Annotated in this window: 22 protein-coding genes; 11 read left to right on the forward strand and 11 right to left on the reverse strand. The window is 68.9% G+C overall.

The window, feature by feature from the left end; translation table 11 throughout:
- Positions 1-156 precede the first annotated feature (156 nt).
- The 7 genes from A5767_RS17425 (at position 157) to A5767_RS17450 (ending at position 4,170) form a co-directional block, all read left to right on the forward strand.
- Positions 157-939: an LmeA family phospholipid-binding protein gene (locus tag A5767_RS17425; RefSeq protein WP_024103018.1), complete on the forward strand. Its 783-nt coding sequence runs from the start codon at positions 157-159 to the stop codon at positions 937-939.
- Positions 936-1,361 carry a thioredoxin family protein gene (locus A5767_RS17430; protein WP_006551798.1) on the forward strand — a complete coding sequence of 142 codons (426 nt, stop codon included), beginning with the start codon at positions 936-938 and terminating at the stop codon, positions 1,359-1,361. Before A5767_RS17425 ends, A5767_RS17430 begins: the two co-directional genes overlap by 4 nt.
- Positions 1,362-1,406: 45 nt before the next feature.
- Positions 1,407-1,490, forward strand: coding sequence for a putative leader peptide (locus A5767_RS24200; protein ID WP_363887211.1), 84 nt, complete (start codon positions 1,407-1,409; stop codon positions 1,488-1,490).
- A 118-nt stretch (positions 1,491-1,608) separates the two neighbouring features.
- The gene (locus A5767_RS17435) at positions 1,609-2,073 is read left to right on the forward strand and encodes a DUF4395 domain-containing protein (protein WP_064852792.1); all 465 of its coding nucleotides are present in this window, start codon (positions 1,609-1,611) and stop codon (positions 2,071-2,073) included.
- 105 nt (positions 2,074-2,178) lie between these two features.
- Positions 2,179-3,015 carry a sulfurtransferase gene (locus tag A5767_RS17440; RefSeq protein WP_064852793.1) on the forward strand — a complete coding sequence of 279 codons (837 nt, stop codon included), beginning with the start codon at positions 2,179-2,181 and terminating at the stop codon, positions 3,013-3,015.
- Between the two features lie 2 nt (positions 3,016-3,017).
- Positions 3,018-3,323 carry a DUF1416 domain-containing protein gene (locus tag A5767_RS17445; protein WP_064852794.1) on the forward strand — a complete coding sequence of 102 codons (306 nt, stop codon included), beginning with the start codon at positions 3,018-3,020 and terminating at the stop codon, positions 3,321-3,323.
- A 184-nt stretch (positions 3,324-3,507) separates the two neighbouring features.
- Positions 3,508-4,170: an FABP family protein gene (locus A5767_RS17450; protein WP_059384261.1), complete on the forward strand. Its 663-nt coding sequence runs from the start codon at positions 3,508-3,510 to the stop codon at positions 4,168-4,170.
- Between the two features lie 75 nt (positions 4,171-4,245).
- On the opposite strand, the gene A5767_RS17455 is transcribed toward A5767_RS17450, so the two are convergent.
- The 6 genes from A5767_RS17455 to A5767_RS17480 all read right to left on the reverse strand — a co-directional run bounded on the left by A5767_RS17455 (position 4,246) and on the right by A5767_RS17480 (position 13,374).
- Positions 4,246-6,039: a BCCT family transporter gene (locus A5767_RS17455; protein ID WP_370684060.1), complete on the reverse strand. Its 1,794-nt coding sequence runs from the start codon at positions 6,037-6,039 to the stop codon at positions 4,246-4,248.
- A 295-nt stretch (positions 6,040-6,334) separates the two neighbouring features.
- Positions 6,335-7,981: a thiol reductant ABC exporter subunit CydC gene (gene cydC / locus A5767_RS17460; RefSeq protein ID WP_197483272.1), complete on the reverse strand. Its 1,647-nt coding sequence runs from the start codon at positions 7,979-7,981 to the stop codon at positions 6,335-6,337.
- A gap of 17 nt (positions 7,982-7,998) precedes the next feature.
- The gene (gene cydD / locus A5767_RS17465) at positions 7,999-9,726 is read right to left on the reverse strand and encodes a thiol reductant ABC exporter subunit CydD (protein ID WP_064852796.1); all 1,728 of its coding nucleotides are present in this window, start codon (positions 9,724-9,726) and stop codon (positions 7,999-8,001) included.
- Positions 9,727-9,728: 2 nt separating this feature from the next.
- Complete coding sequence (gene cydB / locus A5767_RS17470; protein ID WP_006551807.1) at positions 9,729-10,766, reverse strand: cytochrome d ubiquinol oxidase subunit II; 1,038 nt, start codon at positions 10,764-10,766, stop codon at positions 9,729-9,731.
- A 12-nt stretch (positions 10,767-10,778) separates the two neighbouring features.
- Positions 10,779-12,278 (reverse strand): cytochrome ubiquinol oxidase subunit I, encoded by a 1,500-nt coding sequence (locus A5767_RS17475; RefSeq protein ID WP_039587673.1) that lies wholly within the window; start codon positions 12,276-12,278, stop codon positions 10,779-10,781.
- Positions 12,279-12,519: 241 nt separating this feature from the next.
- The gene (locus A5767_RS17480) at positions 12,520-13,374 is read right to left on the reverse strand and encodes an aminodeoxychorismate lyase (protein ID WP_006551809.1); all 855 of its coding nucleotides are present in this window, start codon (positions 13,372-13,374) and stop codon (positions 12,520-12,522) included.
- A 56-nt stretch (positions 13,375-13,430) separates the two neighbouring features.
- Between A5767_RS17480 and ygfZ the strand changes: the two genes are divergently transcribed.
- The 4 genes from ygfZ (at position 13,431) to A5767_RS17500 (ending at position 16,625) form a co-directional block, all read left to right on the forward strand.
- The gene (gene ygfZ / locus A5767_RS17485; protein WP_064852797.1) at positions 13,431-14,561 is read left to right on the forward strand and encodes a CAF17-like 4Fe-4S cluster assembly/insertion protein YgfZ; all 1,131 of its coding nucleotides are present in this window, start codon (positions 13,431-13,433) and stop codon (positions 14,559-14,561) included.
- On the forward strand, positions 14,558-15,262 hold the full coding sequence (locus A5767_RS17490) for an MOSC domain-containing protein (RefSeq protein ID WP_033096832.1): 705 nt from the start codon (positions 14,558-14,560) through the stop codon (positions 15,260-15,262). The genes ygfZ and A5767_RS17490 overlap by 4 nt, the downstream gene beginning before the upstream one ends.
- Entirely contained in the window at positions 15,259-16,239 is a 981-nt protein-coding gene (locus tag A5767_RS17495) for an asparaginase (RefSeq protein WP_033096833.1), read from the forward strand. Before A5767_RS17490 ends, A5767_RS17495 begins: the two co-directional genes overlap by 4 nt.
- Before the next feature lie 194 nt (positions 16,240-16,433).
- A complete protein-coding gene (locus A5767_RS17500; RefSeq protein ID WP_006551813.1) occupies positions 16,434-16,625 on the forward strand; it encodes a DUF3073 domain-containing protein in 192 nt (63 codons plus the stop codon).
- A gap of 225 nt (positions 16,626-16,850) precedes the next feature.
- On the opposite strand, the gene purM is transcribed toward A5767_RS17500, so the two are convergent.
- The 5 genes from purM to A5767_RS17525 form a co-directional block, all read right to left on the reverse strand.
- The gene (purM, locus tag A5767_RS17505) at positions 16,851-17,924 is read right to left on the reverse strand and encodes a phosphoribosylformylglycinamidine cyclo-ligase (RefSeq protein ID WP_006551814.1); all 1,074 of its coding nucleotides are present in this window, start codon (positions 17,922-17,924) and stop codon (positions 16,851-16,853) included.
- Positions 17,925-18,061: 137 nt separating this feature from the next.
- A complete protein-coding gene (gene purF / locus A5767_RS17510; protein ID WP_006551815.1) occupies positions 18,062-19,645 on the reverse strand; it encodes an amidophosphoribosyltransferase in 1,584 nt (527 codons plus the stop codon).
- 98 nt (positions 19,646-19,743) lie between these two features.
- Positions 19,744-20,130 (reverse strand): sterol carrier family protein, encoded by a 387-nt coding sequence (locus A5767_RS17515; RefSeq protein WP_024103011.1) that lies wholly within the window; start codon positions 20,128-20,130, stop codon positions 19,744-19,746.
- An 11-nt stretch (positions 20,131-20,141) separates the two neighbouring features.
- Complete coding sequence (locus A5767_RS17520) at positions 20,142-20,828, reverse strand: CPBP family intramembrane glutamic endopeptidase (protein WP_082937734.1); 687 nt, start codon at positions 20,826-20,828, stop codon at positions 20,142-20,144.
- Positions 20,825-22,600, reverse strand: a complete 1,776-nt coding sequence (locus tag A5767_RS17525) for an alpha/beta hydrolase (RefSeq protein ID WP_006551818.1) — start codon at positions 22,598-22,600, stop codon at positions 20,825-20,827. The genes A5767_RS17520 and A5767_RS17525 overlap by 4 nt, the downstream gene beginning before the upstream one ends.
- Position 22,601: the final 1 nt, after the last annotated feature.

Genomic DNA, 22,601 nt, shown 5'->3' on the forward strand with positions numbered 1-22,601 from the left:
AGTTCTTCGCGCGACCAGCGCGGATAGGGGTCGTAAACGTCGTGCAACAGACTAACGCCCCGATTGTTACCGCTATGTAAGCACGAGAATTCCGTGGACGGCCTCGGAGCGGACGGGCGCGGCCCGACCGACGGCGCGTCCGACACAATGGTGGGCGTGCGCAAACTGATCTTCGGTCTCGTAGTCCTGCTCGGACTCGCAGTCCTCGCCGACTTCGGCGCGGCGGCGTGGTCGGAATACCGCGTCTCGCGTGCGCTGCGGGAGGGTGGCGTTCTCGAATCCGATCCGGCGGTGACCATCCACGGCTTCCCCTTCCTCCTCCAGGCCCGCGACGGTCACTACGAGAACGTCGAGATCGTGGCCGACAACGTCCACACCGATCTGCTCGGGGACATCACGGTCGAGGCCAATCTGATCGGTGCGCACGCCGAGGCCGGTGAGCTGCTCGACGGGTCGATCCGGTCGGTGCCCGTCGACCTGCTGTACGGCCGCGTCATGCTCGACGCCACCGAGCTCGGACAGCTCTACGGCATCCCCGACCTGCAGGTTTCGGCTCCCCCGGCGAGCAAGTCCGACGGGACGGGCGGATCCGGCGGGTCCGGTCCGACGACCGCCGGCGGGGTCGTCCTCACGGGGACGGTGCCGGTCGGACCGGTGGAGGCGACGGTGAGTGTCCAGGCCGATCTGGTGCTCGACGGCGACCGCGTCCACATCGTCGCGTCGGATCTCTACTTCGGCCCCGAGGGACGCGCCGACTTCTCGGTTCCCGACGTCCTGAAGCCGGCGGTGCTCGGACTGTTCACGACGACGATCGAGCCGCAGAATCTGCCGTTCGGCGTGCGGCCCACCTTCGTCGAGGCGCGGGGCTCCCGGATCGTCATCGAGGGCGAGGCCCGCGACGTCGTCATCGATCTGCAGGAAGTGCAGACGCCCGCATGATCGCAGTGATCGTCCTCGTGGCCGTGATAGTCGCCACACTGGCGGTGGGAACGGCCCTGCGCACCCGTTCCGGCAAGCTCCGCACCACCGGCGCCGGCGCCTCGGCGGGCACCCACGAACTCCATCCCGCGCTGGCCACAGCGGGTGTCGGTGACGGCGTACCGGTGGTCCTGCATTTCTCCGCGCCGTGGTGCGGACCGTGCGCGGCCGTGCGACGGGTCGTCGTGCAGGTTCTCGACCGCGATCCCGGTCGGGCACGCGAGGTCGAGCTGGATCTCGACGAAAATCCGGTCCTGGCACGGAAACTCGGGGTGCTGTCGCTGCCCACTACCTTCGTCTTCGACGGCGAGGGGCGCGAACGGTTCCGCGCGTCCGGCGTTCCGTCCGTCGACGACCTGCGCACAGCCCTGTCGTCGTTGTGATCCCGGGGGTCCACCCCCGAGGGGACGTGCGTTAAACTCCCTCGCGTGCAGAACCGCCACGAGCTGATGCTCACCCGACGCCGCGCAGTCGATCTGTGCCGCCTCGGTGGCTGTTGTTGTCCCTGCTGAACGCATCGACGGGCTGGCCCCGATCCTTGCGGCACCGATGCCGCCGAACCGATGCGTCGCCCCGCGGTCGTATGAATACCCTCCGCCCAGCGAATCAGAATCCAGCAGGAGATTCCCCATGTCCGTATCCACTCCCCGCACGTCCGGTCGGCAGGTCGACGTCCGTGGCCCGCGTTTCGCGGCGTGGATCACCACCGGCGTCCTCGTCCTCGCCCTGGTCGTCGCCACCTTCTCTCCCGTCGCAGCGGCCGTGATCCTGGCCCTGCAGACGATCGTGTTCGCTCTCGGAGCGGCACTCGGCCCGCGACGCAGCCCGTACGGTGCGCTGTTCGCGAGGCTCGTCGCTCCCCGCCTCGGTGCTCCGATCGAGACCGAGCCGGTGGAGCCGCTGCGGTTCGCGCAGCTCGTCGGATTCGTCTTCGCCCTCGTCGGAACGGTCGCGTTCTTCGCCGGCGCGATCGTCGTGGGCTCGGTGGCCGCAGGCTTCGCGCTGTTCGCGGCGCTGCTCAACGCCGCCTTCGGCGTGTGTCTCGGCTGCCGGATCCACCCGCTGGTCGCTCGAATGCGTCGCGTGCCCGCCTGACCGGCGGTCACCGAACTCGACATCCCACACCTCACCCTGGCACGGACCCTCGCACGGGTTCCGGTCACGGAAACCTCCCGGATTCCCTCACCGAAAGGAACACCCATGGCTCGCTCCGACGTCCTGGTCTCCGCCGACTGGGCAGAGCAGAACCTCACTGCGCCGAAGACCGTCTTCGTCGAGGTCGACGAGGACACCTCCGCCTACGACGGCGGCCACGTCGAAGGTGCCGTCAAGCTCGACTGGCGCAAGGACCTGCAGGACGCCGTCCGTCGCGACTTCCTGAACCGTGAGCAGTTCTCCGAGCTCCTCTCGCGCAAGGGCATCGCCAACGACGACACGGTCGTGCTCTACGGCGGCAACAACAACTGGTTCGCCGCCTACGCCTACTGGTACTTCAAGCTCTACGGCCACCAGGACGTCAAGCTCATCGACGGCGGCCGCAAGAAGTGGGAGCTCGACGGCCGTCCGCTGTCGAAGGACGAGGTCACCCGTCCGGCCACCGAGTACAAGGCCGCCGAGCCCGACTACTCCATCCGCGCCTTCCGCGACGAGGTCATCGAATCGATCGGCACCAAGAACATCGTCGACGTGCGTTCGCCCGACGAGTTCTCCGGCAAGATCCTCGCCCCGGCGCACCTGCCGCAGGAGCAGGCGCAGCAGCGCGGCCACGTCCCCGGTGCCATCAACATCCCGTGGAGCACCACCGCCAACGAGGACGGCACCTTCAAGTCGGACGAGGACCTCGAGAAGCTGTACGCCGAGAAGGGCTTCGACGACAGCAAGGAGACCATCGCCTACTGCCGTATCGGTGAGCGCTCGAGCCACACCTGGTTCGTGCTCCAGGAGATCCTCGGCAAGAAGAACGTCAAGAACTACGACGGCAGCTGGGTCGAGTACGGCTCGCTCGTCGGTGCACCCATCGAACTGGAGGTCAACTGATCATGTGCGGAGCCCCTGTCCAGACCCAGACCCTGCCCGCCGGCGTCGACACCGAGAAGGAGACGGTCATCACCGGCCGTGTCCTGAACGCCGACGGTGAGCCCGTGGGCGGTGCCTTCGTGCGCCTGCTCGACGGCACCGACGAGTTCACCGCCGAGGTCGTCGCCTCCGCGACCGGCGACTTCCGTTTCTTCGCCGCCCCCGGCGACTGGAAGATCCGCGCCCTGTCGAGCTCCGGCAACGGCACCTCCACCGTGAACCCCACCGCTCCCGGCGTGCACAACGTGGACGTGACGGTCGCGAAGTAATCCGGCCGGAACACCTCGTCGAAGGGCTCTGCTCCATCAGGAGCGGAGCCCTTCGTCGTACCCGAAAAGACGTTGTCTAGAATGACCGCGTGGTCATCTTCTTCGAAATTCTGCTGGTCGCCGCGGCGCTCCTCATCACCTGGTTCGCGCTGTACACCATCTACCGCGTGGTCTCCGACGGATCGTGACGAACGACGGATCGGACGCCCAGCGGCGTAGCGGCGACGAGGCGATAGCCCGGGCCGCCGAGCGCGCTCGCGTCACCGCCGAGCTGAACCTTCCCGTCCTGGCCGGGCTGCCGGGCGCCGAGGACACCGCGAACCTGCGGCTCGGCCCCGACCTGAGTCCTGCCCTGCTCGCCGTCCTTCCCTTGGTCGGTGTGTGGCGCGGCGAGGGTGAGGCCAACGATCCCGAGACCGGCGACTATCCGTTCGGTCAGCAGATCACCGTCGCGCACAACGGCGGCGCGTATCTGGTGTGGGAGTCGCGCACGTGGCGTCTCGACGACTCGGGTGAATACGTGGGCGAGGATCGGCGCGAGAGCGGCTTCTGGCGCGTGTCCGGAACGGGCGCGCCCGACAGCGACGATCCCGAGACGCTCGAACTGCTGCTGACGCACAGCTCCGGCGTCGTCGAGCTGTACTACGGCACCGCACTCACCCAGTCCTCGTGGGAGCTCGCGACCGACGTCGTGATCCGCACCAAGTCCGGTGAGGTCGTCGGTGGCGCCAAGCGCCTCTACGGCATCGTCGACGGCGGCGACCTCGCCTACGTCGAGGAGCGCGTCACCGCCGACGGCGAACTGAAGCCCCGGATGTCTGCCCGTCTGTCACGCCACATCGGCTGACCGAGCCTCTTTCTTCCGAGATTCGAACGGTCCGTGTCTGTTCCCCTGTGGAGGAACAGACCCGGACCGTTTTTCTCAGTTCTCCTCGACGACCGTCGTGCCGGTGGTGCTCTTCTTGTCGGCATGCTCACCGTCGCCTCGTGCACGGAGCGCATCGGGTTCGCCGGCATGGACCCGGTGGACGCCGACGTCTTCGGCATCCTCGGCGGCGTTCTCGTTCTCGTTCTCGTCGGGGATGGCCCTGGTCTGGACGACGACCTCGGGAGCGGGCAGTTCCTCGGCCGCCTCGAGTTCCTCGGCCGATCGCACCTCGGGCCACTGGCGGGTGACCGGTTCCGGCCGCTCGCCCAGGTCCTCGCGGATGCCGCGTACCAGGCTGTACATCATGATGAAGCCCATCACGAAGAACGGCAGGCCCACCACGGTGATGACCTGTTGCAGGGCGTCGAGCCCGTCCTTACCGGTAGCGACGAGCATGGTCGCTGCGACCAGGCCCATGAGCACCGCCCAGAACAGGCGCTGGTGGATGGGCGCCTTCTCCTCGTGCCCGGAGGCCATCATGTCGAGCACCATCGACGTCGAGTCCACCGAGGTGACGAAGAAGATCACCACCAGGATGATCGCGATGCCGGACACCAGGCCGGTGAGCGGGAAGTTGCCGAGGAACTCGAACAAGGCACCCGGGATGTCGCCGGCGTCCACGACACGTTCGACGAGTCCACCCTCGCCCTCGAGCTCGATGTGGAACGAGCCCATCCCGAAGATGCTGAACCAGATCACCGAGAACAGCACGGGCAGACCGAGGACACCGCCGACGAACTCGCGGATGGTGCGGCCTCGCGAGATGCGAGCGATGAAGATACCGACGAAGGGCGACCAGGTGATGGTCCACGCCCAGTAGAAGACGGTCCAAGTGTTCTGCCAGCCCGAGTCGGCGAAGGTGTCGTTCCAGAACGCCAGACGCGGCAGGGCCTCGGCGTAGATCCCGGCAGACTCGATCATGCCCTTGAGCAGGAACAGACTCGGTCCGGTGACGACCACGAAGACCAGCAGCATGACGGCCATGCCGATGTTGATGTTCGACAGGCGTTTGATGCCCTTGTCGAGACCGAGGGCGACCGAGATGCCGGCCATCACCGTCACGAGCGCGATGAGGGCGATCTGGACGACCCCGGATTCCTGGATGTCGAACAGCTGCGCGAGACCGGCGTTGATCTGCAGGGTGCCCAGGCCGACCGAGGTCGCGACACCGAAAACCGTGCCGATGATCGCGACGACGTCGATGGTCTTGCCGATCGGGCCGTAGATGCGGCCCCCGAGCAGGGGCGCGAAGATCGAGCTGACGCGCGGCGGCAGGTGCCGCTTGTAGATGAAGTAACCGAAGCCCAGGCCGGGCAGGGCGAAGATCGTCCAGGTGTGCAGTCCGAAGTGGTAGAGCGCGAAGCCCATGGCCTCTTCCGCGGCCTCCACGGACTCCGGCTCGACGTCCTGCATGGGCGGGTTCGCGAAGTGGGAGATCGGCTCGGCGACACCCCAGAACATGAGGATCGTGCCGATACCGGCGGCGAACAACATGGCGAACCACGCCAGAGTCGAGTGCTCGGGTCGCTCGTCGTCACCGCCGAGCCGGACCCGACCGTAATGAGTGAAGGCGATTCCGACGAGGAAGAGCAGGAAGGTCGTGACGCCCAGGATGTAGAACCATCCGAGGTTCGTCATGATCCAGTTGGACGCGGTACTGAAGATCGAATCGACGCCGTCGGTGAACAGGATCGTGAGTACGACGAAGAGCAGCGCGATGAGCGCAGAAGAGAAGAAAACCCCCGGTGACGTGCGCAATCTTAACGAATCGTGAGCTTTTTGAAGTATCGGCACCAAACCGGTGTACCCAAAACGGACGAACTTGCACACCCGAAACGCCGATCTTGCCCGAAATGCGAACAGCCCCCGAGCCGCACCACCGCACGGATCGCTCCGCAGTCGGCGGTCCCGATCGGACGGACCGGGGACTCGGGGGCCGGGTGACTACCTGGGATTCGCCAGCCGCGCGCGGTCGGTGAATTCCGTCGTCTCGAGCAGCTAGCGGGTAGCCACCTCACGCGTCCGAATATCAATCACTTCCAGACCACCTCCTTCCTCGTGTACCAGCGAAACTACGCTTCGTTCACGAGGCGGGCAACGCATTTTTCTCGACGCGAACGACCAGGTCGGCGGCGGTATCCGCGGGCAGACGGTGGGTGACCACCACGACGGTGCGCTCGGGGCCGACCAAGCGTGCGTCGCGGTCCAGGAGGAGTCGCTGCATCAGGTCGGCGCTCTCGTCGTCGAGATGTTCCGTGGGTTCGTCGAGCAGCAGGATCCGTGCGGGCGACAGCAGAGCCCGGGCCAGCAGGAGGCGACGGCGCTGCCCACCGGAGACCGTGCGGGCTCCGGCCCCCAGGACGGTGTGGACTCCCTGCGGGAGTCCGTCCACCCACTCCCCCAGCCCCACGGTGCCGAGGGCGGCCAGTGCTTCGCCCTCGTCCACGTCGCCCCGCGCGACACGCAGGTTCTCGAGGATCGACGTGTCGAACAGGTGGGCGTCCTCCGCGAAGAAGCCGATCTTCCGGCGCAGGGCCGCGGGATCGATGTCCGCGAGGTCGACATCGTCGAGCGTCACTGCGCCTCCGCGTGGGGCGAGCAGGCCCGCGAGCGTCATGAGCACGGTGGTCTTGCCGCTGCCGCTGCCGCCCACGATCGCGACGCGACAGCCCGGCCGCAGGTCGAGGTCGACCGGTTCAGTGGACGGTCCGCCGGGCCATCCGCCTCGCAGACCCACCGCACGTAGCCGGCCGGGTCCGTCGGCCGGTTCGGTGCCGTGCGGCACCGTCCTGTCGGCGCGGTCGAGCATCTCCGTGACGCGACCGGCCGCCAGGCGTGCGCGGTTGAGGGTCTGCGCGGCTGCCGGGAGGACGGCGGTGGCCTCGAACGCCGACAGCGGCAGCAGGACGAGGATGCCGAGTGTCGTCGGGCTCATGGCCGCCGGACCGGAGCCGAAGACGGCGATACCGACGAGGAGCGCACCGAGCACACTCGCGCCGACCGCGAGGGGTGCGGCCGCCTCGGCGAACGCCGCGGGGACCGCGGAACGGTCGGTGGCACGGACGGAGGCGACGTTCGCGGCGCGGGCCCGCCGGGTGAGCGTGTCGAGCCGTCCCGCGACCCGCAGTTCCGCCGCGTGGTCCAGCACCGTGACCGCGTCCTCGGTGAACCGGGTCCGTGCGGCGTTCGCATCGGCGTCCGCACGGGCCGCGGCGCGGGCGGACAGCCACGGTGCGAACAGTCCGGCAACGAGCAGCGCCGCGGCGAGGACCGCGCCGGCAGCGGGAGCGATGACGGTGAGGGTCACGACCGCCGCGAGGGAGAGCACGGCCGCGACGGCGATGGGCACGAGTGCGCGCACCACGACGTCGCCGAGAGCGTCGACGTCGGCACCGGTGCGCGCGAGCAGGTCGCCGCGTCCCACGCCCAGGGCGGCGGCCGGGTCGCCGTCCGCGAGTCGCCGGTAGAGATTCGCGCGGGCCGAGGTGGTGCCGCGCAGCGCGGTCTCGTGCGTTGCGAGTCGTTCGAAGTAGCGGAACAACCCGCGGGAGATTCCCAGCGCCCGCACCGCGACGACCGCGACGGTCAGGTCCAGGACGGGCGGCATCTCCCATGCCCGCACGATCAGCCACGCCGAGAGACCGGCGAGCAGCAGGGCACTGCCGAGGGTCGCGACACCGGCGAGGACGGCGAGCAGCACTCGGCGCGGCTCGAGCTCGAGCAGGGCCATCGCCCGGCGCAGATCCTTCACCGGGACACCTCCGTCGGTGCTGCGTGGACGGTGACGACCTCGTCCGCGATGGCGAGCAGGGTGGGGCGATGCGCCACGACCACCACGGTGCGGCCGGCCGCGGCGAGCCCGCGCAGCGTGGACAGGACGGTGGCCTCGGTGTCCTCGTCGAGGTGGGCCGTGGGTTCGTCGAGCAGCAGGACCGGGCGCGGGGAGGCGAGGGTGCGGGTGAGCGCCAGTCGCTGACGTTGGCCGAGCGACAGGCCCGTGCCGCCGGCCCCCACGACGGTCCGCCAGCCGTCCGGGAGTTCGGCGAGCACGCTGTCGAAGCCGGTGGCGGCGCAGACGTCGTCGAGTTCGGTGGCCTCCGGGTCGACACCGGTGAGTCGCAGATTGTCGGCGAGCGTGCCGGGCAGCAGCACCGGCCGCTGCGGAAGCCACGCCATCTGCGACCACCAGTTCTCGTCGCCCGCGACGGGACGTCCGTCGACGGTGACGGTCCCCTCGCTCGGCTCGGCGAGCCCGAGCAGCGCCAGCAGGGCGGTGGACTTGCCGGCCCCGTTGGCGCCGGTGAACGCGGTGATCCGGCCGGGACGGCAGATCGCGTCGAGCCGGTGCGGGGCGCAACCGTCGCGGCCGGGCACGGAGACGCCGTCGAAGACGATCTCGCAGTTCGCGACCCGGTCGGTGCCGATCGTGTCCGTGGAGGTGCGACGCGAGGAGGCGCGGCGAGAGGAGGCGGCGTCCGGCACCGAGTCGAGCACGGCGAATGCCTTGTCGGCCGCCGCCATCCCGTCCTCGGCGGCGTGGAACTTGCTGCCGACGGTGCGCAGCGGGAGGTAGGCCTCCGGCGCGAGGATCAACGCGATGATGCCGGCTTCGAGGGGCATGGATCCGTAGACGAGGCGCATACCGATGCTCACGGCGACGAGGGCTACGGACAGCGTCGCGAGGAATTCGAGGACCGTGCCCGACAGGAAGGCCACGCGCAGGGCCGACATCGTAGTCGCGCGATGCTCGTCGCCGAGTTCGCGCACGCGATCGGCGGGCCCCTTCTCACGACCGAGGGCGCGCAGTGTGGGAAGACCCGCGAGGAGGTCGAGCAGTTGTGACGACAGTGTCGTCATCGCGCGCAGGGTGCGGTCGGCCTTGCCTTTGGTGAGCAGGCCGAGGAGGATCATGAAGATCGGGATGAGCGGCAGCGTGATCACGACGATGACCGCCGAGGTGAGGTCGTGCAGGGCGATCACGACGATCGTCACCGGGGTGAGGATCACGGCCAGCAGCAGCGCCGGCAGATAGCCGGTGAGATATTCCTTCAGCCCGTCGAGTCCGCGGGTGAGAACCACCGCGATCTCGTCGCGTCGCGGGTCGAGTTCGCGCGGGGGCAGATTCGCCGCGGAATCGAGGACCTCGTGTTCGAGTTCGGCGACCACGCGGGTCGCGGACCGGTGCGCGTACCGCGACTGCAGCCACGTCACCGCGACCCGCACGACGATCGCCACCGCGAGGATCGCCAGTTCGGTCGTCCAGTCGCCGACGGACCGGGCGTCGGTGGTGATGACGCCCGCGAGGACCCGTCCGATCATGAGTGCGGTGACGACGACCATCACGACATCGACCACCGAGGTGACCACGGTCAGGACGAAATATCCGCGGGCTGCGGCCGAGTAGCGCCACAACCGCGGGTCCACCGGCCCCCGCCGCCGCGCGGGCGGGGGGGCGGGGGCTGCGGACTGCGTCATGCTCACTTCGAGCCGATCTTCAGACCGATCGAGTGCGGGATGTGGTCGGTCGACAGACGCTGACGGAACACCCAGTACGTCCAGCCCTGGTAGGCGAGGACGACCGGGGTCATGAACGCTGCGGCCCACGTCATGACCTTCAGTGTGTACGGGCTCGACGACGCGTTCTCGATCGTCAGCGACCAGGACGGGTCGAGGGTCGACGGCATGACGTTCGGGAACAGCGACGCGAACAGCAACACCGAGGTCGCGGCGATCGCGACGGTGGTGAACACGAACGCCCAGCCCTCACGCGCGACGATGGTCAGCGCGACCACCGCGAGCAGGGAGATCGCCGCCACGGCGACGAGCGCGATCGTCCAGCCCTTGCCGTAGGCGAGTTGGGTCCACACCACGAACGCACCGGCCACGAGGACGGCGGGCACGGCCAGCTTCCGCGACATCGCCACGGCATCCGTCCGGACCTGTCCCTCGGTCTTGAGCGCGATGAACACCGCGCCGTGCAGCGCGAAGACCAGCGCCGTCGTCGCACCGCCGAGCAGGGCGTACGGGTTCAGCAGGTCGAAGAATCCGCCGACGTACTGCTTGTCGGCGTCGATCGCCACGCCGCGCACGATGTTCGCGAACGCCACACCCCACAGCACGGCGGGCACCCACGAGCCGAAGATGATCCCCCAGTCGCAGCGGCGACGCCAGGTCGGATCGTCGACCTTGCCGCGCCACTCGATGGCGCACACCCGCACGATCAGGGCGAGCAGGATCAGCAGCAGCGGGAGATAGAAGCCGGAGAAGAGGGTCGCGTACCACTCGGGGAACGCCGCGAACAGCGCACCACCCGCGGTGATGAGCCAGACCTCGTTGCCGTCCCAGACCGGACCGATCGTGTTGAGCAGCACCCGGCGCCGGGTGTCCGCCTCGACGGTCCTACCGCGGCCGAGCACCGGGAAGTGCATGCCCACACCGAAGTCGAACCCCTCGAGGACGAAGTAGCCGGTGAACAATACTGCGATGAGAATGAACCAGATTTCCTGAAGTCCCATGTCCGCCCACTCCTAGTACGCGAAGGACAGCTGTTTCGGCTGCGTGTCGTCGGTGTCGTCGTCGGAGCCCGGCGGTTGCGCGTCGTGCTCCTGCGGGCCTTCCATCGCGTACTTGCGGATGAGCCAGAACCACACCACGCCGAGCGCTGCGTAGACGAGGGTGAAGGCGATCAGCGAGGTGAGCACCGTTCCTGCCGCATGATCGGAGACACCCTGGTCGACGGTGAGCCGGATCATGTCCACGCCCGTGGGATTCGGATGCACCACCCAGGGCTGCCGGCCCATCTCGGTGAAGATCCAGCCCGCACTGTTGGCGAGGAAGGGCGTGGGGATCGCGACGAGCGACAGCGTCGAGAACCACCTCTGGTCGGGCACCCGGCCGCCGCGGGTGACCCACAGCCCGGCCAGGGCCAGGGCCGCGGAACCGGCGGCGAGGCCGATCATCGCGCGGAACGACCAGTAGGTGACGAACAGGTTGGGCTTGTAGTTGCCGGGGCCGAATTGCTGTTCGTACTGCGCCTGCAGGTCCTCGACGCCCTGGAGGGTCACGCCGCTGAACTCGCCCTGCGCGAGGAAGGACAGCACGTAGGGCACGTCGAGGACGTGGATCACGCCGTCGCAGTCGTTGTGCGTGCCGATCGTGAGGATCGAGAAGTTGGGGTCGGTCTCGGTGTGGCACAGCGACTCGGCCGAGGCCATCTTCATCGGTTGCTGCTCGAACATGAGCTTGGCCTGGACGTCACCGGTGACGAACAACCCGATGCCCGAGATGATCATGACCATCAGGCCGAGGCGGGTCGCGGGGCGGAACAGTCTGCGGGCGTCGTTCTCGAGGCGCTGGGCCTCCTCGGGTTCCGAGGTGCGGATCTCGGCGGCGCGTCGCATGTTGCGGACCATCCACCAGCCACCGATGCCGGCGACGAAGGTTGCGGCGGTGAGGAATCCGCCGGCGACCGCGTGGGGGAAGGCTGCGAGCGCGGTGTTGTTGGTGAGCAGTTCCCAGATGCTCGTCAGCTCGGCGCGGCCGGTCTCGGGGTTGTAGGTGGCCCCGACGGGATGCTGCATGAACGAGTTCGCCGCGATGATGAAGAAGGCGGAGGCGTTCACGCCGATCGCGACGAGCCAGATGGTCGCGAGGTGCACGAGTTTCGGCAGGCGCGTCCAGCCGAAGATCCACAGGCCGAGGAAGGTCGACTCCATGAAGAAGGCGACGAGACCTTCGAGGGCGAGAGGTGCGCCGAAGACGTCGCCGACGAAGCGGGAGTACTCGCTCCAGTTCATGCCGAATTGGAATTCCTGCACGATGCCGGTCGCGACACCGAGCGCGAAGTTGATCAGGAACATCTTCCCGAAGAACTTCGTGAGGCGGTACCAGTGATCCTTGCCGGTGACCACCCACATCGTCTGCATGATCGCGACGAGCGGCGCGAGGCCGATCGTCAACGGCACGAGGATGAAGTGATACACCGTCGTGATCCCGAACTGCCACCGGGACAGATCCAAGACGTCCATTGCCACTCCGAGTGAGGCCCGGTCGATACGGAGATCCAGAGCGGGGCCGACGCTGCGGTTCTCGTTCGCGAAGACACGCCGGTAGTACTGCTCCGGCCTTGCTACTACCGAATGTAGTAGCGATTGCGCGAAGTGGGACAGGTTCGTGTCGCCCGACACATCGGACTCACGTCACATCGGATACGGATCACCCGCGAGGGCACACCCGCCGCCACTCAGGAAGCTGCATCGACCGATTCGCTCACGAAGCGGCGTCGACCGCCTCGTCGACGAGGCCTTCGATCTCGCCCTCCTGGACCCGCGGGACCAGCGCGTGCCCGTTGAGGGTGTGCACCCGCACCGCGAGCGCCACGCTGGAGATCAGCCAGAGACCGTCGGCGACGACGAGATCCGCCGGGCGCAGCGGCTCGTACCGGACCGTGAAGTCCCGCTCCCCCGCCAGGTCGAACAGTGCCTGCTGCGTGGTGCCGGGGAGGATCCCCTGCTCCGGCGGCGGAGTGAGCAATGTCCGGCCACGCGCGACGAGCACCGTCGACCGCGGACCCTCGAGCACGTAGCCCTCGGCACTGACGAAGATCACGTCGTCGGCGCCGACCGACTCGGCGTGACGCAGTGCCGCCATGTTCGTCGCGTACGACAGCGTCTTGGCACCGAGGAGCTGCCACGGCGCCTTCTGCGCCAGATCGGTCGAAAAACCCCGTTCGAGGGTCACCACGGACACGCCGTCGCGCCGTGCGATGCCGACACGCTCGGCCACCGGCGTCACGAGCAGGAAGGCCGTCGGCGTGTCGGCGCCCTCACGACCACGCGTGTAGACCAGGCGCAGCACGCCCTCCTGCTCGGCGCCCCACTGTTCGAGTGCCACGTCGACGGCGAGCCGCCAGTCGTCGCGATCGGGTTCGGGCAACTGTGCGGCGGCCGCGGACGCCGCGAGCCGGGCGAGATGCAGTTCGAGCGCACGCGCCCGGCCGCCTCGAACGAGCAACGTCTCGAACACCCCGTCGCCACGAAGAACACCGAAATCGTCGGCGTGCAGAAGGGGTGCGTCCGCATCCCTCACCTCGCCGTCCAGCGTCACCAGCACCCGCTCAGCCATGGCGCTCAGCCTAGCCACTGGCAGACCTGTCGGCCGGTTCCCCATAGACTGGTGTCGTGACCGAGTCTCCGATCGTGTCCGAAAGCGCCCTTCTCGCACTTCCCGGCGCAGTCGCCTCGCCTTCCGGCGGGTCCGATGCCGGACTTCCCTGGCATTACGGCGACCCGCTCGGCGAGCAACGTGCCGCCGCCACGTCCGCCGCCGTGGTCGACCGTTCCACCCGCTTCGTCCTCGCTGTTCCGGGCGACGAACGCCTGAGCTGGCTGCACACCATTTCCAGCCAGCACATCGCGTCGCTCCCGAACGGCACCTCCGCCGAGAACCTGAGCCTCGACGCGAACGGCCGCGTCGAACACCACTTCGTGCAGACCGACCTCGACGGCGTGACGTGGATCGACACCGAAGCCGACCGCGGACCCGACCTGCTGGCCTTCCTGAAGAAGATGGTGTTCTGGGCGAAGGCAGAACCCCGCGACGGCAACGAACTCGCGGTCCTGAGCCTCCTCGGGCCGGACGCCGGCAGCCCCGCCGTGCTCGCCGTGCTCGGGATCGACGCGCTGCCGGCCGAACCCTATGCCGCCGTCGCCCTGCCCGCCGGTGGCTTCGTCCGCCGCATGCCGTGGCCCACCGAGCACTCCTTCGACCTCCTGGTGCCACGCGAGTCGCTCACCGCGATCTTCACCGCCCTGCGGGACGCCGGCGCGCGTCCGGCCGGCAGCTGGGCGTTCGAGGCCCTGCGCGTCGAAGCGGTCCGTCCCCGGATCGGTGTCGACACCGACGAGCGCACCATCCCCCACGAGGCCCGCTGGGTCGGCGGACCCGAGCAGTACGGCGCCGTCCACCTCGACAAGGGCTGCTACCGCGGTCAGGAGACCGTCGCGCGGGTCCACAACCTCGGCAAGCCCCCGCGACATCTCGTCCTTCTCCATCTCGACGGCTCGGCCGACGGACGACCCGAGACGGGCGACGACATCACCGCCGGAGGTCGCGCGGTCGGACGCATCGGCACGATCGTCGACCATCACGAACTCGGGCCGATCGCGCTCGCGCTCGTCAAGCGCACCATCACGCCCGACACGGCCCTCGTCGCAGGACCGTGCGCGGCGTCCATCGACCCCGACTCCATCCCTCCCGACGACGGCATCCAGGCAGGAAGGGCGGCGGTCGACCGATTGCGCGGCCGGTGACCGCCGAGACGGCCGGCACGCGGCCGGCGACCTCGGGGACCGTCGCAGCGGTCTGCGTCGTGCACACGCTGCACGAGACCGGACTGCGGCGTAATCCCGTCACCGCGATCGACAAGCGTCCCGTCGACGGGCCGGTGCACGTCGGCGAGCTCGGCTTGACCGGCGACCGCCAGTGCGACACCGCCAACCACGGCGGCGTCCACAAGGCCGTCTACGCCTTCTCGCAGGACGAGTCGCGCCGCTGGGGCACCGAACTCGACCGGGAACTGCCCATCGGCTGGTTCGGCGAGAATCTGCACGTCGCCGGGTTCTCCCCCACCGACGCCGTCATCGGCGAGCGGTGGCGCGTCGGCGACGGCGGTCTGCTCCTCGAGGTGACCGGCCCCCGTACCCCTTGCCGCACCTTCGCGATCCGTTCGGAGGAAGTCGACTGGGCCACCCGGTTCGTCGCTCGCGGCGATTGCGGCGCGTACCTGAAGGTGATCTCCGAGGGACCGGTGGCCGCGGGCGACCGCATCGTCGTCGAGCACGTCCCCTCCCACGCGGCCACGGTGCGCGATCTGTTCACCGGGCAGGGCCACGAGCGGGTCGCCGCGATGCTCGAGCAGCAGGCCGACATCGCTCCCAGCGTCGCCGACAAGGCTCGCCGCCTCGCCGGACGACCACAGGAGGGGCGGGCACGGAAGGGAGAGAGTCGTTGAGCGTCGAACTGGTCGAGGTGGTGCGCTCGGGCTTCCGGGAGTGCATCCACCGCGGCTCGCTGATCGTTCTGGACCCGGACGGCGAGGTCCTCGTCTCGCTGGGCGAGGTGCACACGCCGATCTATCCGCGGTCGTCGAACAAGCCGATGCAGGCGGTCGCGCTGCTGCGCGCCGGCTTCGTCCCCCGCGACTCCGCCGAACTCGCGATCGCCACGGCGTCGCACGAAGGTGAGGCCGACCACGTGGAGGCCGTCGAGCGGATCCTGTCCGGTGCCGGTTTCACCGAGAAGGACCTGCGCTGCCCGACGGATCTGCCCGGCAACGAACTCACCCGCGCCGAGGTGCTCGCCGCCGGACGCACGCCGCGGTCGATCTACATGAACTGCTCGGGCAAGCACGCGGCGATGCTCGCGGCGTGCGCGGCGAACGGCTGGGACACCGACGGCTACACCGACGCCGGCCACCCGCTGCAGCAGCTGGTGACCGAGACGATCCTCGAACTGACCGGCGACATCGAGGACACCGATCTCGGAATCGACGGCTGTGGTCTGCCGATCGTGCCCGTCCCCCTGTTCAATCTCGCCCGCGCCTACTCGCGGCTCGCGACGGCGGAGGTCGGCACGCCCGAGCGCGCCGTCGCCGACGCGGTGCGCGAGCATCCGTTCCTGATCTCCGGCACCGGCAAGGACGATCTGAAGCTCATGCGCGCGGTGGGCGGTCTGCTGTGCAAGGCGGGCGCCGACGGGATCCACGCCGGCGCGCTGCCGGACGGCACATCCTTCGCCTTCAAGATCGACGACGGGCACGAGCGGGCACGCCTCCCGCTCACCGCGGCCCTGCTCCACCGCCTCGGAGCGGGTGCCGCCACGAACGCCGCGACCTTCGATTCCGAACGGCTGGCGGTGCTCTCGTCGGCACCGGTCTTCGGTGGTGGCGTGCGAGTCGGCACCGTCCGGGCCGTCCCGGGGGTGTTCTGAAGGGCATCTCTATCACATTTCAACAGCATTCATGCAGGTCGGGTCGTTATGAGGCGTAACGGACACCGGCCCAGCCGGGTGTGTGGAGGCGCAACCGAAGTTTCCACGCTAAAGTGGGCGTCAGGAAAATACTCAACACACCGGGGCCGCCACTTTTCCCCAGGCCGCCCCGTCAAAGCGCGAGGGGGTTGGCCATGGGCCGCGGCCGGGCTAAGGCAAAGCAGACCAAGGTTGCACGGCAACTCAAGTACAGCTCGCCGTCCACCGACTTCGAGAGCCTCCAGCGAGAGCTGTCTGGCGGAGCAACCAACTCGCAGCGGGACGAAGTCTTCGCCGAGCAACGTTCCGGTTGGGACGACGACTACGACGACGACTGGCGTCGCTGACCTGATATCACTCTCCGACGGAGGGGGAGGCCGACTTTCGGCTCCCCGCCCGCCGGTGGTGTGGTCGGCGTTCGACGCGAGGCCGGACGGCGCTCGTCACCGTCCGCAGCCTTCGAGCCTGTGACTTCCGAGTTCACAACACGGCAGTAGCCGAGAGGCCGGTTCCCCCATTCATCCTGGGGGAACCGGCCTTTCGTCGTGTTCGCGTCGGGCGACGCGCGCCCGTCAGAAGCGCGGGTGGTCTCCGAGCAGCACCGCGCGCTCGTCGGCGCCGTCCTGCGCCTTGCGGACCGTGCCGAGCGTCCAGCAGTCGATGTGCCGGGCGGTGAGCACCGCCAGAGCCCGGTCGACGTCCTCGGGGGCCACGATGGCCACCATGCCGACGCCCATGTTGAAGGTCTTTTCCATCTCGACCCGCTCGACCCGTCCGCGCTGCGCGATGAGGCCGAAGACCGGAGCCGGGCTCCAGGTGGTGCGGTCGAGCTCTGCGACGAGCCCCTTGGGCATCACGCGCGCGAGGTTCGCGGCGAGACCACCACCGGTGACGTGGCAGAAGGTACGCACCTCGGTCTCGGCGGCGAGCGCGAGGCAGTCCTTGGCGTAGATACGGGTGGGCTCGAGCAGCTCCTCGCCGAGGGTGCGACCGAACTCGTCGACGTGCGCCGTCAGGCTCATCTTGCCGATGTCGAGCAGCACCTTGCGGGCGAGCGAGTAGCCGTTCGAGTGCAGACCCGAGGCGCCCATCGCGATGACGACGTCGCCGGGGCGCACGCGGTCGGGTCCGAGCAGCTTCTGGGCCTCGACGACACCCACGCCGGTCGCGGACAGGTCGTAGTCGTCGGCGGCCATGACGCCCGGGTGCTCGGCGGTCTCGCCACCGAGCAGCGCGCAACCGGCCTGGACGCAGCCCTCGGCGATGCCGGCGACGATCTCCGCGACCCGCTCGGGCACCACGCGGCCGACGGCGATGTAGTCCTGCAGGAAGAGCGGCTCGGCGCCGCAGACCACAAGGTCGTCGACGACCATGGCGACGAGGTCGAGACCGACCGTGTCGTGCTTGTCGAGTGCCTGCGCCACCGCGAGCTTGGTGCCGACACCGTCGGTGGACGCCGCGAGCAGCGGCTCCTTGTATCCGTCCTTGAGCGCGAACAGACCGGCGAACCCACCCAGGCCGCCCATGACCTCCGGGCGGGTGGCCCTCTTCGCGTGCGGGGCGAACAGTTCGACGGCTCGGTCACCGGCCTCGATGTCCACGCCCGCCGCGGCGTAGGAAGCTCCGGGGGTTGCGTCCTCGGTCATGAGTTGTCGGCTCCAGCCTCGAGTTGTGTCTTGTCGTGAAATATCTGGCTACATGCGGGCAGGCACACCTGCGTCCGGGCATGCGAAACGCACGCCGAACCGTGCCGACCGCGGCACTTACGGTACCCGACCAGCTTCTACGGCCGACTGAGAACGTCCGCGTTGTCGTTGTCCAACACGGTCGGGGTGGCCGAATCGGTGTCGACGACGCCGGCGAGGACGTCCTTGCCCGCCTGATGTTCGCTGGGGAGGGCGATCGGGTAGTGGCCGTCGAAACATGCAGCGCACAAACGGGATGCGGGCTGCTCGGTGGCGCCGATCATGCCGTCGATCGAGATGTAGCCGAGCGAGTCGGCACCGATCGACCTGCGCACCATCTCGACCATCTCGTCGTAGTCGTGCCCCTCCTCGACGGTGTCGCGGGTACCTGCACCGTTGGCGATCAGCTCGGCCGGCGACGCGAAGTCGATGCCGTAGAAGCAGGGCCACTTGACCGGCGGCGAGGCGATGCGCACGTGGATCTCGAGAGCACCGGCCTCGCGCAGCATGCGGATCAGGGCGCGCTGGGTGTTGCCACGCACGATCGAGTCGTCGACGACGACGAGGCGCTTACCGCGGATCACCTCGCGCAGCGGGTTGAGCTTGAGCCGGATACCGAGCTGGCGGATGGTCTGGCTGGGCTGGATGAAGGTGCGGCCGACGTAGGCGTTCTTCATCAGGCCCTGGCCGTACGGGATCCCCGAGCCCTGCGCGTAACCGACGGCGGCCGGGGTGCCCGACTCGGGTACCGGGATGACCAGATCGCCGTCGATCGGGTGTTCCTTCGCGAGCCGGCGGCCGATCTCCACGCGGGTCGCGTGGACGGAGCGACCGGCGATGGTCGAGTCGGGGCGCGCGAGGTAGACGTACTCGAAGACGCAGCCCTTGGGTTCGGGGTTCGCGAAGCGCGACGAGCGCACACCGTCCGCGTCGATCGCGAGCAGTTCGCCGGGCTCGATGTCGCGAACGAAGGAGGCACCGACGATGTCGAGGGCGGCGGTCTCGCTGGCGACGACCCAGCCGCGGTCGAGGCGTCCGAGGCACAGCGGGCGGATACCCCAGGGGTCGCGGGCCGCGTAGAGGGTGTGCTCGTCCATGAAGGTCAGGCAGAACGCGCCGCGCAGCTGCGGGAGCAGCTTCATCGCGGCCTCTTCGATCGTGCTGTCCTTCGCGCCGTGAGCGAGCAACGCACCGACGGTGTCGGAGTCGGAGTTCGCCGCACCGGGCCGTGTGGGATCGAGCACGCCGAGACGACGTCCGCGTTCGGCGAGTTCGGCGGTGTTGACGAGGTTGCCGTTGTGGCCGAGCGCGACGCCCGAGCCGGCGGCGGTGGTGCGGAAGATCGGCTGCGCGTTCTCCCAGGTCGTCGACCCGGTTGTGGAATAACGGCAGTGGCCGATGGCGATGTGGCCGGTCATCGCGGCGAGCGTCTGCTCGTCGAAGACCTGGCTGACGAGACCGAGATCCTTGAACACGAGCACCTGCGAACCGTCGGCCACGGCGATGCCCGCAGCTTCCTGCCCTCGGTGCTGCAGCGCATAGAGACCGTAGTAAGTGAGCTTCGACACGTCCTCGCCGGGAGCCCACACTCCGAACACTCCGCACTCTTCGCGGGGTTCGTTCTCGGGTTCGGTGGAGGCGAGAAGATTACGTGTGTGGACCGACAGATCGGCACTGGTCACGGACGTGCTCCCTGAGGCTGGACAAGCGGGGCTCCCCCCATTCTACGGGCAGCGCGGGGTGCTTCTTCCCGGACGCCCGGCGTGAACCCCGGCAAACGTCAGAGTCGGGCGATCGGGAGCAGCCGTCCGATCTCCGCTGCGCGCCCACCCGACGCCTCCACCGCACCCGAGTCCACGGCCCCGGCGAAATCGATGCTGCCGACCACCAGACGCAGCCACGTCCGCGGATCGGTCTCGACGACGTTCGGTGGTGTCCCCCGCGTGTGACGCGGGCCTTCGATGCACTGGACGGCCACGAAAGGCGGCACCCTAACCTCCACACTCGACCCAGGGGCTATCTGCTCGAGGCTGCGGGCACTGAGCCGCACAGCGGCGGCGAGATCGGAGCGCGGCGGTTTCTCGTCGCTCTCCCCCCTCATCCACGGACCCACCCGTTCGAGAGCTGCGCGCAGTTCGGCGGGGTCGACGGGTCTCCGGGGTGCCATGGCAGCACACCCTAGCGACGCGCGTCGCGCTCGGAAGTACGCAGCCTCGTCGCGATGCCCACGGCGACGGCCCCGCCGGCGTTGATCGCCAGGTGCAGGAGCATCGGCGCGACGACGCTGCCGGTCCGTCGTCGCAGTTCGTCGAACACCACCCCGCTCAGGGCGGTGAGCGCGACGGTTCCGGGCACCGAGTCCCCGGCGTGCCGGGCGGGGGCGACGTGCCAGAGCCCGAAGGCTACCGAGGTCAGCACCCGGTGCCACCTCCGTGACTCGCGGCGGGTCAGGGCGTACAGAACCGATCGGAACAGCAGCTCCTCGGCCAGGACCGTCCCGAAGGGGATGTGCACGAAGACCCACTCGGTGTGGTCGGCGCGTCGCGCTCCGGCGGCCATCCGCCGTCGTACGGGTGGGACGGCGAGCATCACCGTGTAGGCCGCGACGGGCAGGACCACCGACGCGGTCCCCCACCGCAGGCCCTTCCCTGCCCCGCGCCAGCCGAGCTCGGTTGCGGAGACCCCGGCCGCGCGGGTCGCCGCGGCGAGCGCGACACCGAATCCGACGTTCGCTGCGGCCCGGCCGCGCGGACCGAGATCCATCGCCGGGAGGACGAGGTTGTTCCACGCGACCAGCGCGGCGGCACATCCCGCAGCGGTGCAGCTCATGGCGGTACCGGTCACTGCAGCGACTCGCGATGTCATTTCTCGGGCCCGTCGTCCTCCGCGAACGCCTCGAGGGCGATGCGCACCCGCTCGGTGTCGTTCTCGGTCCAGCCCTCGGGCTGGGTGATCTCGATCCATCCCTCGAGCACCGCCGACCCGTAGTTGTGGCCGTGTCCGTCGGGGACGCCGGCAGCGTTGGTGAGGTCTGCGGAGACCTGCCAGAAGGTGACGAAGGGGAACCACCGCATCTGCGGCAGCCGGTCGCGTCCGGGCGGCTCCGACAGCCAGTCGGGGCGGGAGAACAACAGGTCCGGCGACCACCAGACGACGGGATCCGAGGCGTGCTGGATGTAGAGCACGCGCGGCGACAGCCACGGTGTGTCGGGCTCGTGGATCGCCTCCCGGCTGTCTGCGAAGCGCACGACGAGACCGTCCGCGTACACCGGTTGCACCTCGGTCGTGCCGGGATCGCGGCGCTCGACGAGCTGCCGCCACAGACGGTTGGAGTTGGGCGGGCCCACCCACAACACCCCGTCCATCTGGGCGCGGATCTCGGCAAGGCTGTCGAAGGCACCCTCCCCCGACTGCGTGCCGAGGCTCTCGCCGTAGAGGAACAGATCGGGGCGGTCGTCCTCGGGCAGCTGCGACCAGCGTTCGTGTACCCGCTCGATCAGCATCTTGCCTGCGGCCGCAGCCTTCTCACGGTCGGCGAGGAAGGAGATCCAGCTCGGGAGGTAGGAGTACTGCCAGGCCACCATCGCCAGGTCGCCGTTGTGCACGAGCTCCATCGCGCGGGCCGCGGTGGGATTGACCCAGCCGGTGCCGGTGGTGGGGATCAGGACGAGCGTCGAGCGGTCGAAGGCACCGGTCCGCTCGAGTTCCGCGAGGACGAGGTCGATGCGTTCTTCCGGGGTGGGTGCGGTGTCGAGACCGACGTACACGCGGATCGGTTCCGGTGCGGGACTGCCGTTGACGGCGGTCAGTTCCTCGGCGTCGAGTCCTCGCGAGACGAAGTTGCGACCCTCGAATCCGAGCGTCTCCCAGGCCGCGAGGGACTCGGGACTGCCGGACTTTGCGGGGTCGACCGGTTGGATCGCCCCGGGACGAGTGGTGTCGTCCTCCAGGCCGAACGCCTGATTGACGATCGCGTAGGAGCCTCGGACGAGCACGCCGTCGATGAGCATGAAGGTCGCCAACACGACGACGAGAACGCCGAGCGTGCGGGCGAGACCGAGCGGCATCCGGGTACGGCGCATGAGCAGCATCGACACCCAGCGGACGATGTCGCGCAACCCGCGCCACAGAGCGATGAGGGCGGCAGCGACCGCGACGCTCAGCACGATGGTGCGCAGATATCCCGAGGTCGTGGTGCCCTCGACACCCATCAGGGCGGCGAGCTGGCGTTGCTCGCCGGCGGAGAGCACGAGCGCGACGAGCGACGCGAGAACGGCCGCGACCGGAACCGCGACCTTGATGGCACGCAGCACAGGCAGCGGCGGCGGCCACCATCGCCACGCGGGGAGCAGGAAGCGGGCCACGGGCCAGCCGACGACGCATCCGACGCCGTACCCGATCGTGGCGTTGATACCGCCGATCAGGCCCTGGAAGAGCCAGTCGCGCGGAAGCAGCGACGGCGTCAGCGACCAGCAGAAGAACAGCGCGGCGAAGGCGACGCCCGTGAAGTCCAGGCCGAGCCACCCCCACACCCGCGCGGTGAGGGGGTGGCGCTCACCGAAGTCGGTGACCGCGGCGATGATCCGGCCCTGCCGGGCCTCGAACGCCGCCAGTCGATCGACCTGGGTGGCCGGCACG

Origin of the sequence: Rhodococcus sp. 852002-51564_SCH6189132-a (genome assembly GCF_001665495.1) — a bacterium.
GTDB classification, from domain to species: Bacteria; Actinomycetota; Actinomycetes; order Mycobacteriales; family Mycobacteriaceae; genus Rhodococcus; species Rhodococcus pyridinivorans.

Excerpts from the sequence above, each read along its gene's own strand:
- A5767_RS17500 (WP_006551813.1), top strand. The coding sequence starts at position 16,434 with ATGGGCCGCGGCCGGGCTAAGGCAAAGCAGACCAAGGTTGCACGGCAA.
- A5767_RS17430 (WP_006551798.1), top strand. The coding sequence starts at position 936 with ATGATCGCAGTGATCGTCCTCGTGGCCGTGATAGTCGCCACACTGGCG.
- A5767_RS17445 (WP_064852794.1), top strand. The coding sequence starts at position 3,018 with ATGTGCGGAGCCCCTGTCCAGACCCAGACCCTGCCCGCCGGCGTCGAC.
- cydC (WP_197483272.1), bottom strand. The coding sequence starts at position 7,981 with ATGGCCCTGCTCGAGCTCGAGCCGCGCCGAGTGCTGCTCGCCGTCCTC.
- purM (WP_006551814.1), bottom strand. The coding sequence starts at position 17,924 with ATGACCGAGGACGCAACCCCCGGAGCTTCCTACGCCGCGGCGGGCGTG.
- A5767_RS17475 (WP_039587673.1), bottom strand. The coding sequence starts at position 12,278 with ATGGACGTCTTGGATCTGTCCCGGTGGCAGTTCGGGATCACGACGGTG.
- cydB (WP_006551807.1), bottom strand. The coding sequence starts at position 10,766 with ATGGGACTTCAGGAAATCTGGTTCATTCTCATCGCAGTATTGTTCACC.
- A5767_RS17520 (WP_082937734.1), bottom strand. The coding sequence starts at position 20,828 with ATGACATCGCGAGTCGCTGCAGTGACCGGTACCGCCATGAGCTGCACC.
- A5767_RS17480 (WP_006551809.1), bottom strand. The coding sequence starts at position 13,374 with ATGGCTGAGCGGGTGCTGGTGACGCTGGACGGCGAGGTGAGGGATGCG.
- A5767_RS17515 (WP_024103011.1), bottom strand. The coding sequence starts at position 20,130 with ATGGCACCCCGGAGACCCGTCGACCCCGCCGAACTGCGCGCAGCTCTC.
- A5767_RS17440 (WP_064852793.1), top strand. The coding sequence starts at position 2,179 with ATGGCTCGCTCCGACGTCCTGGTCTCCGCCGACTGGGCAGAGCAGAAC.
- A5767_RS17435 (WP_064852792.1), top strand. The coding sequence starts at position 1,609 with ATGTCCGTATCCACTCCCCGCACGTCCGGTCGGCAGGTCGACGTCCGT.
- cydD (WP_064852796.1), bottom strand. The coding sequence starts at position 9,726 with ATGACGCAGTCCGCAGCCCCCGCCCCCCCGCCCGCGCGGCGGCGGGGG.